Genomic DNA, 13,641 nt, shown 5'->3' with positions numbered 1-13,641 from the left:
CCCCGCTCGAATTCGGCTCACCCGCCGGGCCGGATACATTGGGGGCCGTGTCCCTCACCCGCCGGCTCCGCGTGATGGCCGCCGTCCTCATCACCGGACTGGCGATGAGCGGGTGCTCGGACGACGAACCCGTGGACCCGGCCCCCGTCAGCGCTGCGGCCACCCCGGCAGCGACAGCGGCTGGCGCTGCGCCGCCCGCGCCACCGGCGCCGCCACCTGCACCGCCGTGCGAGTCGCCCCTGGATTCACTGAGCCAGCGGGAGCGGATCGCGCAACTGTTCACCGTCGGCGTGAGTTCGATGGCAGACGCCCGGCAGGCGGTCGAGCAACACAAGATCGGGGGGATCTTCCTCGGTGGCGGCGTCGTCGGCGAGGTGGTCTCGGGCGACGCGCTCGCCCGTCTCCAGCAGGACTCTCCCCTCCCGCTGCTGGTCGCGATCGACGAGGAGGGCGGCCGCGTGTCCCGCATCGCCCCCTACGCCGGCCCGCTGCCGTCCGCCCGGGTCATGGCGGCCACCATGAGTCCGGAGCAGGTCCGGTCGGCGGCCCGCGCGCGCGGCGAGTTCCTGCGCGGGATGGGCGTGACCGTCGACTTCGCCCCCTCGGTCGACGTGTCCGCGCAACCGGACGGCGCCGTGATCGGGGACCGCTCCTTCTCCCCCGATCCGGCCCGCGTGGTGCGCTATGCCCGCGCGTTCGCGACCGGACTGCAGGACGCCGGTGTGGCCCCGGTCTTCAAACACTTCCCCGGCCACGGCCGCTCCTCCGGCGACAGCCACCACCAGTCGGTGACCGTGCCACCCCTGGACCAGCTCGTGCCCCACGACCTGCACCCGTTCGCCGAACTCGCCGGGACCCCCGGCGCCGGCATGATGCTGGGCCACCAGCAGGTGCCCGGACTGACCGGGGTGGACCGTCCGGCCTCGCTCTCACCGGCGGCGTACCGACTCCTGCGGGAGGGCCACGGTTACGGGGCGCAACAGTTCGACGGACCGATCTTCACCGACGACCTGTCCGGCATGCGCGCGGTCACCGACGCCTTCCCGCTGCCCCGGGCGGTCGCCGAGTCGCTCATCGCCGGCGCGGACTCCCCGCTGTGGATCACCACGGCCGGGATCGGCGAGGCGTTGGACGCCGTCGAACAGGCACTGGCCAATGGCGCCCTGAGCAGACAGGCCCTCGACCGCTCCCTGATGCGCATGGCGGCACTGCGCGGGATCCCCGGCTGCGTGGGCGGCCCCGCCACCGGGCAGGTCGAGGGCGCCGCCGCACTGTCCGCACCGATCCCCGACCTCCCCGCCCGCGCCGGACTGCCCGCATTGCCGGGGCCACCCGGCTGACCGGTCAGCCCGCGCCCTCCAGAGTCGTCGCGCCCCCGGTCCACACGCCCGAGGATCCGCGACGGTGCGAATCCACCAGGTGGGTGTCGACCACCCCGATGGCCTCCATCAGCGCGAAGACGGTCACCGGTCCCACGAAGCTGAATCCGCGTCGTTTGAGCTCCTTGGCGAGCGCCTCCGATTCCGGCGAGCGGCTGGGTACCTCGTCCGCGGTCCGCGGCTGCGGGGTGGTCTCCGGCCGGTACGACCAGATCAGCTCCCCGAGCCCACCCTCGGACCGCAGGGCTACCACGGCACGCGCATTGGCGATGGCGGCGTCGATCTTCCGGCGGTTGCGCACGATCCGCTCGTCGGCCACGAGCCGGGCCACGTCGTCCTCGGTGAAGGCGGCGACGGCGTCCGGGGAGAACCCCGCGAACGCCTCCCGGAAGGCCGGGCGCTTGCGCAGGATCGTCACCCAGCTGAGCCCGGACTGGAATCCCTCGAGGACCAGCCGCTCGAACAGTCCGGCCTCGTCCCGGACGGGCACGCCCCACTCGGTGTCGTAATACTCCCGCAGCAGGGGGTCCCGCGCCGCCCAGGGAGGTCGCCTCAGCCCGTCCTCGCAGAGCACCGTGCCGGCGGTCGGGGCAGTGGGGTTCGCGGCATCGGCGGGGGTCGGGGCGGCGGCGGAGTCGTCGTCCTGGGTCTGGGACTGTGCGTGGGACTGTGCCTGGGTCTGGGTCTGCATGAGGTCTCCCGGGTTCATCGGACCACCCGTGTGGCGGTCGCCCGCCACCCTAGGACCGCGCTACGACAGCACGCCCGTGAGCTGGACGATCCGCACCAGAGCCAGGACCAGCAGCGCCACCCCCACCACGAGGGTGAGCACTCGCCCGGCCACGCGGCCGTACGACAGGAACCGGTCGATCCGGCGGGTGGCCGCGGTGATCCCGCCCGACCGGACCCGCGCCAGGGCGACGATCAACCCGGCACTGGGCAGGATCGCGATGATCGCGAAGAACAGGATCTGCAGCAGCTTGGACCACCACGGGGTCTCGGCGAAGGAGATGAGCACCATCCCCGCGGCGAACGGCGCCGACGTCCCGGACTGGATGACGCCCAGGGCGACACCCGTGGCCATGATCCCGAACTTCTGCAGGATGTTCTGCGTCAGCGGCGCCTCGACGCTCTCCTCCTTGGCCTCGGCGGGCTGCCGCAACCCCATGACCGTGATGACGAGGCCGACCACGCCGAGCGCGACCATCGCCCACAGGTTGTAGAACAGGCTGCGGACGAACTCCTGGTTGTTGCCGATCACCCACACCGAGATCAGCGAGAGCAGCACGATGCCGCAGAACGCGCCGCCGGTGAACCGTGCGGCCCGCGGCGCGAACGCGACCCCGCGTCCGGCAGAGGTCAGCCACAGGCCCGCGATGACGGCGAAGGCCAGGAGGTTGAGCGAATCGATCGCCGCGAAACCCAGCAGGCTGAGGTAGTACTGCACCGGACAACCCTACCGACGTCGGCCCGGCCGGAAGTCTCGGAGGCCGTCGGGATCAGCGTCGTCGTCGCGGTCGCGGCCCTCGTTGTCGTCCCGCTCGCCGTCGTCCCGCTCGCCGTCGTCCCGCTCGCCGGCAGAGCTCCCCTCCCGGCGCGGCCGGCCGAACACCGACCGCTCGCGGCGCCGCAGCACGTCGAGGTCCCGCACGGTCCAGCTCCGCACCGGTGCCGGGACACGCCACTGTCGCCACCACGCGACCATGCGGAACGCGAACACGAGGAAGGACAACACGGTCGCGGCGATCGGCCCCCAGGTGTCGGTGGCCACGGCGAGGGCCGTCAGGGCGGCACCGGTCGCCGCCGGGATGACATACAGGTTGGAGCCGCTGAACACCGCGGGGATCTCGTTGGCGACCACGTCCCGCAGCAACCCGCCGCCCACCGCCGTGACCACCCCGAGCAGCAGCGCCGACGCGACCGGCATCCCGTGATCCAGCGCCCGCGCGGTGCCGAAGGTGCAGAACAGCCCTAGGCCCGCGGCGTCGAACGCGACGATCAGGGTCTGCACGCGGTGGATGAGCGAACCGAGCAGGTACACGGCCGCCGCCGCGACCACGGGCGCGACCAAATAGATCGGCTCCGACAGCGCGAGCGGGGTGACCCCCAGCAGGACGTCACGGATGATGCCGCCACCGAGACCGGCGAGAAGCCCCAGCACGAGGCCACCGGTGATGTCGATGTCCTTCCGCGCCGCCAGCAGGTTCCCGGACAGGGCGAAGAAGAACACACCCATCAGGTCGAACCACAGGACCAGCGGCGAGGACTCCACGGCGGGGCCTAGACCACCGCGTCGGCCGCGTCCGACGCATCCGTGGTGGAACGCGCGTGATGACGGTTGCGCACCGCCCGGAACGTCCAGAGCTTGTTGACGATGAAGTTGATCGGCATCGTGATGAGGATCGTCAGCAGCTGACTCCAGTACTCACGGGAGCTGATCCCGGCGTCCTCGTGGAACAGCGGCTCCGGTAGGTAGAACGGGCTGGTGGGGTTGGTGAACGCGAGCTTGATGAAGATACCCGCGGCCGCCGCCACCGACCCCACCACGAGGAACGGCCAGAACTCCTGCCAGGGCGGCGCCTTGTGCCCCTTGCCGAACGTCCAGTGCCGGTTGAGCAGGAAGTTGTAGACGTTCGCCACGAGGAAGGCCACGATCCACACCAGCGTGGTGAACCGGAAGTTGAACTCCGTCCCCCCGAGCGGGAAGAGGATGTCCTGGGCGTTCTGTGTCCCGCCGTTGGCCTTGTTCATCAGGACCGTGACGATCATGTTCACGACCATGCCGGAGCCACCCACGATCCCGAACATGAGGAACTGTCGGGCGCCACGACGGTAGCGGCCGGGTTCGGGGAGGGCTGGGGTCACAGGCGATGAGTCTAGGCGTTCACCGCCCTCTCAGGCCGCGCCGTGGCCTTCCGCGATGCGTTCCGCCGGGTCCTCGATGGGCCCGGGTGCGGTGCCGTCGCCGAACGGTCGACCGCCCAGTTCCTCGCGGTGGTGCGGGGTGAGCAGACCGGACAGGTCCGGCCCCTTGGGGACCACACCGGTGGGGTTCACGTCCCGGTGGACGTCGTAGTAGTGCTCCTTGATCTGCGGGAAGTCGCAGGTGTCACCGAAACCGGGGGTCTGGAACAGGTCCCGCAGGTAGCCCCACAGCGCGGGCATCTCGGAGATCTTGTTGCGGTTGGCCTTGAAATGGCCGTGGTAGACCGCGTCGAAGCGGACCAGTGTGGTGAACAACCGGATGTCCGCGACGGTGATCGTGTCGCCGACGAGGTAGCGGCGCGTGGACAGCCGCTCCTCGAGCCGGTCCAGCGATTCCCACAGCTCGTCGTACGCCTGCTCGTAGGCGTCCTGGTCCGCCGCGAATCCGCAGCGGTACACGCCGTTGTTCACGGTGGGGTAGATCCACGAGTCCAGCTCGTCGATCTCGTCCCGGTGCTCGGCCGGGTACAGGTCCGGGGCGCCCTCGCGGTGGAAGGCCGTCCACTCGGAGAGGAGATCGAAGTTGAGCTTCTGATAGGCGTTGGTCACCACCGACTTGGTGGGCAGATCGACCAGCGCGGGGACCGTGATGCCGCGCGGGTAGTCGGGGATCCGGTTGAAGTAGGCCTCCTGCAGACGGTGCAGACCGGTCTCCGGGTCGCGCTCGTCCGGGTCGAGGTCGAAGACCCAGGAGTTGACGTCGTGCGTGGGGCCCGCGAGGCCCATCGAGATGGCGCCCTCGAGTCCCATGAGACGGCGCACGATGATGGTGCGACTGGCCCACGGGCAGGCGCGGGCGGCCATGAGTCGATAGCGGCCGGGCTCCACCGGCCACCGCATCTCGCCCACCCTGTCCCCCACCGGTTCCGACCCGGCCGGTACGTCCGCCACCACGCGATCGTTGATGTAGGTGGCGTCGCGGACGAACTCACCGTCGGTCGAGGCGTTCCTGGCGGGCGTGAAGTCGGTGTCGGCAGCCATGAGGGCCTCCAGAGATCGGCGTGAGGTTATTGATGCATCACCAACATACCGGGTGGGATGTGGCCAGGCCAGCCCTCCTCCCGACAACGGGTGTGCGACGCTGGGCACCATGGACTCCGCGCACGTCGACGACGTCCCCGCCCGCTACTCCGACTTCGCCGAGTTCGAGGTCCGCGGACGCACCCCGGTGTACCTCTCCTGGGCCCGGGGCATCGCGGACGACCCCGACACCAGCGACCTCATCGCCTCGCTGCCCCGGATCAAGCGTCAGCCGGCACTGTTCTTCGCCGCCGCCCGTCACGCCGGTGCGCCCGAGACCGAGGACTACCCGGCCTTCCGCGACTTCGTCCACGAACACTGGCCGGGGATCGAACAGATCGCGCTCACGCACTCCACGCAGACCAACGAGGCCAAGCGCTGCGCGGTGCTCCTGCCGTTCCTGTCCCTGCTGCCCGGACCGCTCTCGCTGGTGGAGATGGGCGCCTCCGCCGGCCTGTGCCTCTACCCGGACCGCTACGCCTACCGGTACACGCTCGACGGCGGCGTCACCCGCGAGCTGACGCCCGCAATCGTCGACTCTCCCGCGGCGCCCCCGGTCCTGGACTGCGACCTGCGCGACGGCGTCCCGCTGCCCCGCGCGTTGCCGGAGGTCGTCCACCGGGGCGGCGTCGACCTCTCCCCCATCGATCCAGCCGACCCGGATTCCCGCGACTGGCTACGCAGCCTGGTCTGGCCCGGACAGCAGGCCGAGCGCGTGCCCCGCCTGGACGCCGCGCTCGACATCGCGGCCGCCGACCCGCCGCAGATCATCGCCGGCGACCTGGTCGAGGAGCTGGAGGCCTCCGTCGCCGCGTGTCCCGCGGGATCGACACCGGTGGTGTTCCACACCGCGGTGCTCGGCTACCTCGAGCCGCCGGCCCGCGCCGAGTTCGTCCGCCGGGTCACCGAGCTGGACTGTGTGTGGATCTCGGTCGAGGGTGTGACCCTCCTGCCCGACGTCGCCGAGCAGGTCCCGGAGTCGCTCCGTCGACACAAGGGCATCTTCGTCGTCGCCGTCAACGGTCGCCCCCTGGCCACGGCGCACGGCCACGGCGACTGGGTCCGCGCGCTCGACCTGCCCTGAGCTAGCCGAACGGCCACCCGCGCCGCATCGGCACGTCCGTTCCCGACCCACTCGCGTCGGGCTCGATGAGGTACTCCGTGCCGAAGGCCGCGGCGTAGATGTCCGGCGGGAACGCCAGCATCATGCCGATGTCGCTGGTCTGACTGGCGTGGCACTGCATCGCGCGTCGCTTGAGCTCGATCACGTCCGCCGGCAGGTCGATCGCCCAGGCGATCTCCGACTCCGCGACCCCGATCGGTTGTCCGTCGTCGCCGATGAGGATCGCCTGCCGGATGCGGTCCGCGTCGAGGTCCATCCCGCCGGCCGCGAGAGCCTGCATGAACTCGGCGGCGGCGGGGCTGTTGAGCATCTCCACCTGGGCGTCCCGGTTGGTCGTGGCCTCCATCAGGCGGGGGCGCCGCGCGGCCAGCTCCGCCGCGCGCCGGGCGATCCGGTGGACCGCGATGTGGTCGGGGTGCCCGTAGTTCCCGTGGTGGTCGTAGCCCACCAGGACGTCGGCGTCCTCGCGGTCGCAGATCCGCGCCACCCGCGCGGCGGCCTCGTCGACGTCGGCGCTGTGGAGGCTCAGCGGGTGATCGTTCTGCTCCCACCCGGTCATCCCCGAATCCCGGTACCCCAGCCAGTCGATCCGGGCCACGCCCAGCACCGCCGCCGCCGCACGGGCCTCCCCTCGCCGGTGCTCGACCAGGTCGCCGTCGGGTCCGAGGTGCTCGGGGCGCTCACCGTGATCGCCGTCGGTGGCGAACACCGTCACCACCCGGTGCCCGGCGCGGGAGGCGAGCGCCATCATCCCCGCGGTCTGGGACGTCTCGTCGTCGGGATGGGCGTGGAGGAACACGATGGTCGACACCCGGACATTCTGCCCTGCCGGCCGCCCGACGCGGGGCGTCACGCGCGTGCGTCGGGATGACCCGCGAGCCAGCGGTCGAACGCCTCGGCGCTGGTCAGCTCGGGCGTGTAGCCGAAGACCGTCCGCAGACGGGTGTTGTCCAGCACCGGGCGGTAGCGCAGGAAGCAGGTCTGCTCGGGCCCGTAGCGGCTGACCCGCAGTGCGCTTCCCACGGCGAGGACCGCCTTGAGCACCGGCTCGGGGATCGCGAGGGTGCGCTTGCCGAGCCGCGCCGCGATCTGGTGGATGGTCAGCGTGCCGGTGCCGGCCACGTTGAACGTGCCGGGCGGCCCGTCACCCACCGCGCGCACGACGATCGCCACCAGATCGGTGTCCCAGATGAACACGAACGGCGAGTCCGACCCCCGCACGGCCAGCAGCCGCCGCCGGTGGAACAGGGCGGTGATCTGGTTGTCCACGGCGTCGCCCAGGATCGTGCCGATGCGCAACACGACCTGCTCCAGCTCCGGGTGCTCCCGGCGGGCGTCGGCGAGCAGGTGTTCGACGAGCGCCTTGTGGTGGCTGTACGCGAAGGCGCTGGTGCCGCGGACCGGGTGATCCTCGGTGATGGGCACCGGATTGTCCGCGTGGTAGCCGTAGGCCGCGCCCGACGAGGACACGACGAGCCGCCCGACCCCGTGTTCTACACAGGCGTCGAGGACGTGACGGGAGCCGTCGACATCCACCCGGTAAGCGGCGTGGCGCCCCATCCCGTCGGGGTCGACGATCGAGGCCAGGTGCACCACCGCGTCGTGCCCCGCAACGGCGGTGGAGACGGCGGCGGCGTCGGTCACGTCGAGGCGCACGTGCCGCACCCCGGGGGCGCCCGGGTCGTCCGGCACCAGCAGGTCGCCGCTCGTCACCTCGTGCCCGGCAGCCGCGAGTCCGGCCACCACCCCTCTGCCGAGGAACCCGCTGCCGCCGGTGACCAGAACCTTCATGCCGTGACCTCCCTGTTCTCGGCGTTCGCCGTGCTGTGCCGCGCCCACACGACGGCCACCACCAACCCGGCGATGATGTCCCACACACCCCACCACGCGGCGACCAAGGCCATCCCACCGAGTCCGTCGAAGAAGCTGAACACGAACAGCAGTCCCAGCCCGGCGTTGCGGATGCCCACCTCGAACGTCATGGCCTTGCGGGCGGGGACGTCGAGCCGGAACCCGCGCGCGATGCCGTACCCGAGGCCCAGGGCGAGCGCGTCGTGGAGGAACACCGCCACCGCCACCACCCCGATGTAGGCCACGAACAGCGACCAGTTGTTGGCGACCGCGATCACGATGATCCCGCCCAGCGCGACGAACGACAGGATGCCCACCACGCGGTGGGTGCGCGCGGCGACCTGCGGCAGCAGGTGCGACACGGTCAGCCCGAGCGCGAACGGCAGCGCGATGACCAGCAGCACCTCGCTGAGCATGTCCCACGGGGCCACGTCGCCACGCGCCCGGTGGGTGAGGATGTTGGAGACGTTGCCGGGCGGGCAGCACGCCACGAGGATCATGCCGAGCGCGACCGACCCCTGCACGCCGAGCAGCAGCGTCAGCAGGAACGTCAGCGCGGGCAGCAGCGCGAACTGTGCTGCCACGGCCACCGCGAACGCCCTTGGCTTGCGCAGCGCCAGCCGGAAGTCGGAGAGCCGGGTGTCCATGGCGATGCCGAACAGGATCAGTCCCAGGACGATCTTCAGCGTGGTGAGGGACCCGGAGTCGAACGCGATCCGGATGTCGTCGACGTTCACGAGCCGGCCCCCGGTGTCTGCGCGGAGTCCGAACCCGCCGCTTCCATGCGCGCGACCAGCCCGGTCACGGCGCCGCGGTAGGCGCTCTTGTTGACGTAGTAGGCCATCCGGTCCAGCCCGAGGTAGTGGTAGCCGCCCGTGAGGTCCGGGCGGGGGCCGCGCCGGGAGGAGTCGACGACGGCGAGGGCCGCACGCCCGGCCGGTGAGTCGTCACGGTGTGCCGCGAGATAGCGGGCGACGAGGTCGGCCTGTTCGTAGCGGCCCTGCCAGCCGATGCCGGAGGCCTCGAGCATGCCGAGTACGGCGAGGTCGTCGCGGGCCGACGGGAAGATGTTGAGGTGCAGGTCCGGCGCGGCGGCGCTCTCGGCCCAGTCGAGGTGGCGGCGGTCGATGAACGGGTAGTCCAGCACGTAGCCGGTGGCGAGCATGACCAGGTCGTACTCGCCGGAGGTCCCGTCGACGAAGTGCACGGTTCGCCCGTCGAACCGGTCGATGTCCGCGCGGACCCCGATGTCGCCGTGCCCCACGTGCTGCAGGATCAACGAGTTCACCACGGGGTGGGACTCGTAGATCTTGTGGTCGGGCTCCGGGAAACCGAACCGGGTCGGGTCGCCGGTGAAGGCCTTGAGTACGCGTGAGTCGATGAACTGCTTGATCCGCGGGGGGCAGGGGGCGGCCGCCGGACCCGAGGGTGTCGGCGGGTCGGCCGAAGAGATACTTGGGCACGAAGTGGTAACCGCGCCGCAGGCTGATGTCGACCGACGCGGCGTGGTGGACGGCGTCGACCGCGATGTCGCAGCCGCTGTTGCCGCCGCCCACCACGAGGACGCGCTTCCCGGCCAGCTCCCGCGGGTACTTGTAGCGGCTGGTGTGGCGGACCTCGCCACTGAACCGGCCCGCGAACTCCGGGATCTTGGGCTCGGAGAGGGTGCCGTTCGCGATCACCAGCGCCGAGAACTCCCCGGCGTCAGCCTCGGGCCCGGGGCCCACCTCGTCGTCGTCGGTCCCACCGCCGCCCCCACCCACCGCGCGCACGTGGAGTCGCCACCCGGAGTCGCGCGCGTCACTCACCGGTTCCGCGCGGACCACCTCGGTGCCGAAGCGGAACCGTTCGCGTAGGCCGAAGTGGTCGGCGAAGTCGCGGAAGTAGGCCAGCAACCGGCGGTGGTCCGGGTAGTCGGGGGTGTCGGCCGGCATGGGGAACTCGGCGAACTCCGTGGTGCGGGCGGAGGAGATGAGGTGGGCCGACGCGTAGACCGTGCTTCGCGGGGAGTCGATGTTTCACAGCCCGCCGACGTCTCCGGCGAGGTCGAAGCCCACCCAGGCGACGCCCTGACGGTCGAGGTTGCGGGCTGCGGCCAGGCCGGAGGGCCCGGCCCCGATGATGGCGACTGGACGGGTGTCAAAGATGGGCACGGGTACAGATACTGCCCCAGAACGCGAGAATCCCCGGCCGGTTTCGTCCGCACTGGACGAAATCGACCGGGGAGGGCCCGGAAGCGACCCGGAGTCTACTTCTCGCGAACGACCGAGCCGTCGTCCTGCAGACGCAGGAGCGGGTAGATGCCGTTCTCGTCGTGGTTTTCGTCGCCGACGACCGGGGGGTTGAAGACGCAGAGCATCTGCATCTCCTCCTCCACGATGACCTGGTGCTTCTCGTTGCCGTCGAGCAGGTACATGGAGCCCGCCTCGAGCGGGTACTCCTTGTCGTTGGTCAGGTCACGCAGGGTGCCCTTGCCACGGGTCAGCCACACGGCCTCGATGTGGTTGGCGTAGTGGAAGTCGTTGGTAGTGCCGGCCGCGATGGTGGTCTCGTGGAACGAGAACCCGACGCGGTCGTCGGCCAGGACGATGCGCTTGGACTCCCAGTTGCCGTTGTTACCCTTGATGTGGCGGTCGGTGTCGGTGATCTCTGCGGTGGTACGAACGATCATGCGGGGCCTCCTCGGCGAGGTCGTGGGTCGAGGGTGTGTGGTCTGGGCGCTCAGAGGTACTGCTGGGCGAGGACGTGGTCGACGGCCTCGTAGCAGATCTCGATGCCGCGATCACGCTCGTCGTCGGTCAGGGTGAGCGGGGCGAGGAACTTGACGACCTCGTCGCTCGGGCCGGCGGTCTCGACCAGCATCTTCTTGTCGAAGCACCGGGCCATGACCTCTCCGGCCAGCTCCGGCTTCTCGAGGAAGGCGATACCGAACGCCATGCCGCGGCCGCGGAGTTCGAGCTTTCCCTCGTACTTGTAGACCAGCGGGGAGAAGCGCTCGCGCAGGATGCGACCGTTCTCGAGGGTGCGGTTCTGGAGGGTGTCGTCGGACCAGTACTTGTGCAGCGCCACGTCGGCGGTGATGAATGCCATGTTGTTGCCGCGGAAGGTGCCGTTGTGCTCGCCCGGGGTCCACTCGTCGAGCTCGCGGTTGAACAGGGTGACCGCTAGTGGCAGGCCGTAGCCACCGATCGACTTGGACAGGCAGACGATGTCCGGCTTGATGCCCGCGAACTCGAACGAGAAGAACTCGCCGGTGCGACCGCAGCCCATCTGGACGTCGTCGACGATCAGCAGGATGTCGTGGCGCTTGCACAGCTCGTCGAGGGCCTTCAGCCACTCGGCGCGCGCAGCGTTGATGCCTCCCTCGCCCTGGACGCACTCGACGATCACGGCCGCCGGGCGGTTCATGCCCGAGCCGGAGTCGACGAGGACGCGCTCCATCCACTGGAAGTCCTCGGTGACGCCACCGAAGTAGTTGTCGTACGGCATCGGCGTGGCGTGGACCAGCGGGATGCCGGCACCGGCGCGCTTCATCGAGTTGCCGGTCACCGACAGCGATCCGAGGGTCATGCCGTGGAAAGAGTTCGTGAAGTTGATGATGGCCTCGCGGCCGGTGACCTTACGGGCCAGCTTGAGTGCCGACTCCACGGCGTTGGTGCCGGTCGGCCCGGGGAACATCACCTTGTAGTCCAGCCCGCGCGGCTCGAGGATCTTCGAGGAGAAGGTCTCCAGGAACGCGCGCTTGGCGACGGTGTACTTGTCGAGCGAGTGGGTGACGCCGTCGCGCTGGATGTACTCCAACAGCGCGCTCTTCATGTCGTCGTCGTTGTGGCCGTAGTTCAGTGCGCCGGCACCGCCGAAGAAGTCGAGGTACTCGTCTCCGTCGACGGTCGTGAGCGTGGTGCCCTTGGCGGTGTCGAATACCACCGGCCAGTTGCGCGAGTAGCTACGGACCTCCGACTCGCGGTCGGAGAAGATGTCCGTATTGGTGCTGGTGTCGTGCGTGGACTCGGTCATGGTCTTCAGATCACTCCATTTGTGAAGAGGCGGGCGACGGTGGCGGGCCGGGCGGCCCGCGCGCCCTCGTCTAGGAAATCGTGTACAGGTCTTCTTGCTCGTGACCTTCGCCGAGGAGTTCGGAGCTCAGGTAGTCCTCGTCGGACAGCGTCATCCCGCGGTCTCGCGCGACGGCACCGAAGGTGCGCTGGGACGCCTCGTTGTCCGGGCTGATCGTGGTGCGCAGGCGCACCACGCCGCGCTCGGCCAGCCGGTCCATGAGGCTGTGCAGCAGTCGCGCCGCCAGTCCCTTGCCGCGCTGGTCGGCGTCGACGCCGACCTGCCACACGAAGATCGTGTCCGGCTCCGAGGGGCGGATGAATCCGGTGACGAATCCGACGACCCGGCCCTCGACCTCCACCACCACGGAGCTCTCCGAGAACTCCGCCCCCCACAGCACGTAGGCATAGGAGGAGTTGAGGTCGAGAACGCCGCTGTCTCGGGCGATCTCCCACATGCGGGTTCCGTCGGCCGCGGTGGGCACACGGAACAGCGCGTCGGACGAATCAGGGTTACGGGGTACTACTCGTTCTCCTGGGTTCATAGGCGGTGTCCACCGTAGTGACGTCCCCACGTTGTTGCATCACCCTTCCCCAATTCGTTACCTGAAAACACGATGAGTGTGCAGGTGGCCGCCGGGGAGTGAGGTCGGTCACGCGGCAGTCTCCGACAACGGTTCCGGCGCCGGCCCTGCGGTGAGAGAATCAGGACATGGACGCCAACCCGATCACCGAATTCGACGAGGCGCGAAGTCTGCAGCTTCTGGGCACCGTCTCCCTGGGACGCCTGGTCACCGTCTCCGAGGGCCGTGCCGACATTTTCCCCGTCAACTACGCGCTCTCCCCGGAGGGCAAGCTGTTCTTCCGCACCGCGGAGGGCTCCAAGCTCGCCGGAATCACGGTCCATCCGGATGTCGTGTTCCAGGTCGATCACATCGAGGGCGACGATGCCTGGTCGATCGTCGTGCGTGGGACGGCGCGACGGCTCGACAGCTTCGCGGAGATCAACCGCGCGGAGGATCTCGGGCTCAAGCCCTGGATCCCGACCCTGAAGTACAACTTCGTCGAGATCACGCCCGAGAAGATCTCCGGCCGCGGATTCACCTTCGGCGAGGAGCCGGAGCGCTACACCGGCTACTGATCCACGCCTCACTGGCCCGCGCCCACCTAGCCACCTACCCACCTAGAACGGTGGTGGGTCGATGAGTTCGTCGAGGCGTTCGTGGAG

The 13,641-nt window shown here is 69.8% G+C and carries 16 protein-coding genes and 1 pseudogene; 3 read left to right on the top strand and 14 right to left on the bottom strand.

All coding sequences use genetic code 11. The annotated features are described in order from the left end of the window. The first annotated feature begins 47 nt into the window (after positions 1–47). Complete coding sequence (locus tag G6023_RS14100; RefSeq protein ID WP_132062870.1) at positions 48–1,340, top strand: glycoside hydrolase family 3 N-terminal domain-containing protein; 1,293 nt, start codon at positions 48–50, stop codon at positions 1,338–1,340. A 4-nt stretch (positions 1,341–1,344) separates the two neighbouring features. On the opposite strand, the gene G6023_RS14095 is transcribed toward G6023_RS14100, so the two are convergent. The 5 genes from G6023_RS14095 to G6023_RS14075 are packed head-to-tail and all read right to left on the bottom strand — an operon-like array spanning position 1,345 to position 5,345. Next, positions 1,345–2,070, bottom strand: a complete 726-nt coding sequence (locus G6023_RS14095; protein WP_241727870.1) for a DNA-3-methyladenine glycosylase I — start codon at positions 2,068–2,070, stop codon at positions 1,345–1,347. A 60-nt stretch (positions 2,071–2,130) separates the two neighbouring features. Then, complete coding sequence (locus G6023_RS14090) at positions 2,131–2,826, bottom strand: hypothetical protein (RefSeq protein WP_069390142.1); 696 nt, start codon at positions 2,824–2,826, stop codon at positions 2,131–2,133. 9 nt (positions 2,827–2,835) lie between these two features. Then, on the bottom strand, positions 2,836–3,651 hold the full coding sequence (locus G6023_RS14085; protein ID WP_182636092.1) for a trimeric intracellular cation channel family protein: 816 nt from the start codon (positions 3,649–3,651) through the stop codon (positions 2,836–2,838). An 8-nt stretch (positions 3,652–3,659) separates the two neighbouring features. Continuing rightward, positions 3,660–4,244 (bottom strand): GtrA family protein, encoded by a 585-nt coding sequence (locus G6023_RS14080; RefSeq protein ID WP_083249815.1) that lies wholly within the window; start codon positions 4,242–4,244, stop codon positions 3,660–3,662. Between the two features lie 30 nt (positions 4,245–4,274). Next, on the bottom strand, positions 4,275–5,345 hold the full coding sequence (locus G6023_RS14075) for a glutathione S-transferase family protein (protein WP_069390139.1): 1,071 nt from the start codon (positions 5,343–5,345) through the stop codon (positions 4,275–4,277). Between the two features lie 109 nt (positions 5,346–5,454). On the opposite strand from G6023_RS14075, the gene G6023_RS14070 reads away from it, so the two are divergent. Then, the gene (locus G6023_RS14070) at positions 5,455–6,468 is read left to right on the top strand and encodes a DUF2332 domain-containing protein (protein ID WP_069390138.1); all 1,014 of its coding nucleotides are present in this window, start codon (positions 5,455–5,457) and stop codon (positions 6,466–6,468) included. Between the two features lies 1 nt (position 6,469). On the opposite strand, the gene G6023_RS14065 is transcribed toward G6023_RS14070, so the two are convergent. The 9 genes and pseudogenes from G6023_RS14065 to ectA form a co-directional block, all read right to left on the bottom strand. Continuing rightward, positions 6,470–7,318 carry a PIG-L family deacetylase gene (locus tag G6023_RS14065; protein ID WP_182636090.1) on the bottom strand — a complete coding sequence of 283 codons (849 nt, stop codon included), beginning with the start codon at positions 7,316–7,318 and terminating at the stop codon, positions 6,470–6,472. A gap of 38 nt (positions 7,319–7,356) precedes the next feature. Continuing rightward, entirely contained in the window at positions 7,357–8,298 is a 942-nt protein-coding gene (locus tag G6023_RS14060) for an SDR family oxidoreductase (protein ID WP_182636088.1), read from the bottom strand. Further along, positions 8,295–9,095, bottom strand: coding sequence for a bile acid:sodium symporter family protein (locus G6023_RS14055; RefSeq protein ID WP_182636085.1), 801 nt, complete (start codon positions 9,093–9,095; stop codon positions 8,295–8,297). The genes G6023_RS14060 and G6023_RS14055 overlap by 4 nt, the downstream gene beginning before the upstream one ends. Next, positions 9,092–9,649 carry an NAD(P)/FAD-dependent oxidoreductase gene (locus G6023_RS16200; protein WP_347570776.1) on the bottom strand — a complete coding sequence of 186 codons (558 nt, stop codon included), beginning with the start codon at positions 9,647–9,649 and terminating at the stop codon, positions 9,092–9,094. The genes G6023_RS14055 and G6023_RS16200 overlap by 4 nt, the downstream gene beginning before the upstream one ends. A gap of 229 nt (positions 9,650–9,878) precedes the next feature. Further along, positions 9,879–10,331 (bottom strand): annotated as a pseudogene (locus G6023_RS16195) (NAD(P)-binding domain-containing protein); the annotation flags it as partial. Between the two features lie 45 nt (positions 10,332–10,376). Further along, entirely contained in the window at positions 10,377–10,511 is a 135-nt protein-coding gene (locus G6023_RS16055) for an NAD(P)-binding protein (RefSeq protein ID WP_241504338.1), read from the bottom strand. A 95-nt stretch (positions 10,512–10,606) separates the two neighbouring features. Next, positions 10,607–11,029: an ectoine synthase gene (locus G6023_RS14045; protein ID WP_067715905.1), complete on the bottom strand. Its 423-nt coding sequence runs from the start codon at positions 11,027–11,029 to the stop codon at positions 10,607–10,609. A 50-nt stretch (positions 11,030–11,079) separates the two neighbouring features. Continuing rightward, a complete protein-coding gene (ectB, locus tag G6023_RS14040; RefSeq protein WP_182636083.1) occupies positions 11,080–12,375 on the bottom strand; it encodes a diaminobutyrate--2-oxoglutarate transaminase in 1,296 nt (431 codons plus the stop codon). A 70-nt stretch (positions 12,376–12,445) separates the two neighbouring features. Beyond that, entirely contained in the window at positions 12,446–12,958 is a 513-nt protein-coding gene (gene ectA, locus G6023_RS14035; protein WP_067715900.1) for a diaminobutyrate acetyltransferase, read from the bottom strand. Positions 12,959–13,125: 167 nt separating this feature from the next. On the opposite strand from ectA, the gene G6023_RS14030 reads away from it, so the two are divergent. Then, entirely contained in the window at positions 13,126–13,554 is a 429-nt protein-coding gene (locus G6023_RS14030) for a pyridoxamine 5'-phosphate oxidase family protein (RefSeq protein ID WP_096906631.1), read from the top strand. Positions 13,555–13,641: the final 87 nt, after the last annotated feature.

The sequence above is a fragment of the Dietzia sp. DQ11-71 genome, assembly GCF_014144995.1.
Taxonomy (GTDB): Bacteria; Actinomycetota; Actinomycetes; order Mycobacteriales; family Mycobacteriaceae; genus Dietzia; species Dietzia kunjamensis.
The sequence above is the reverse complement of the archived record's forward strand: the minus strand, read 5'-3'. Positions and strand labels throughout refer to the sequence as shown.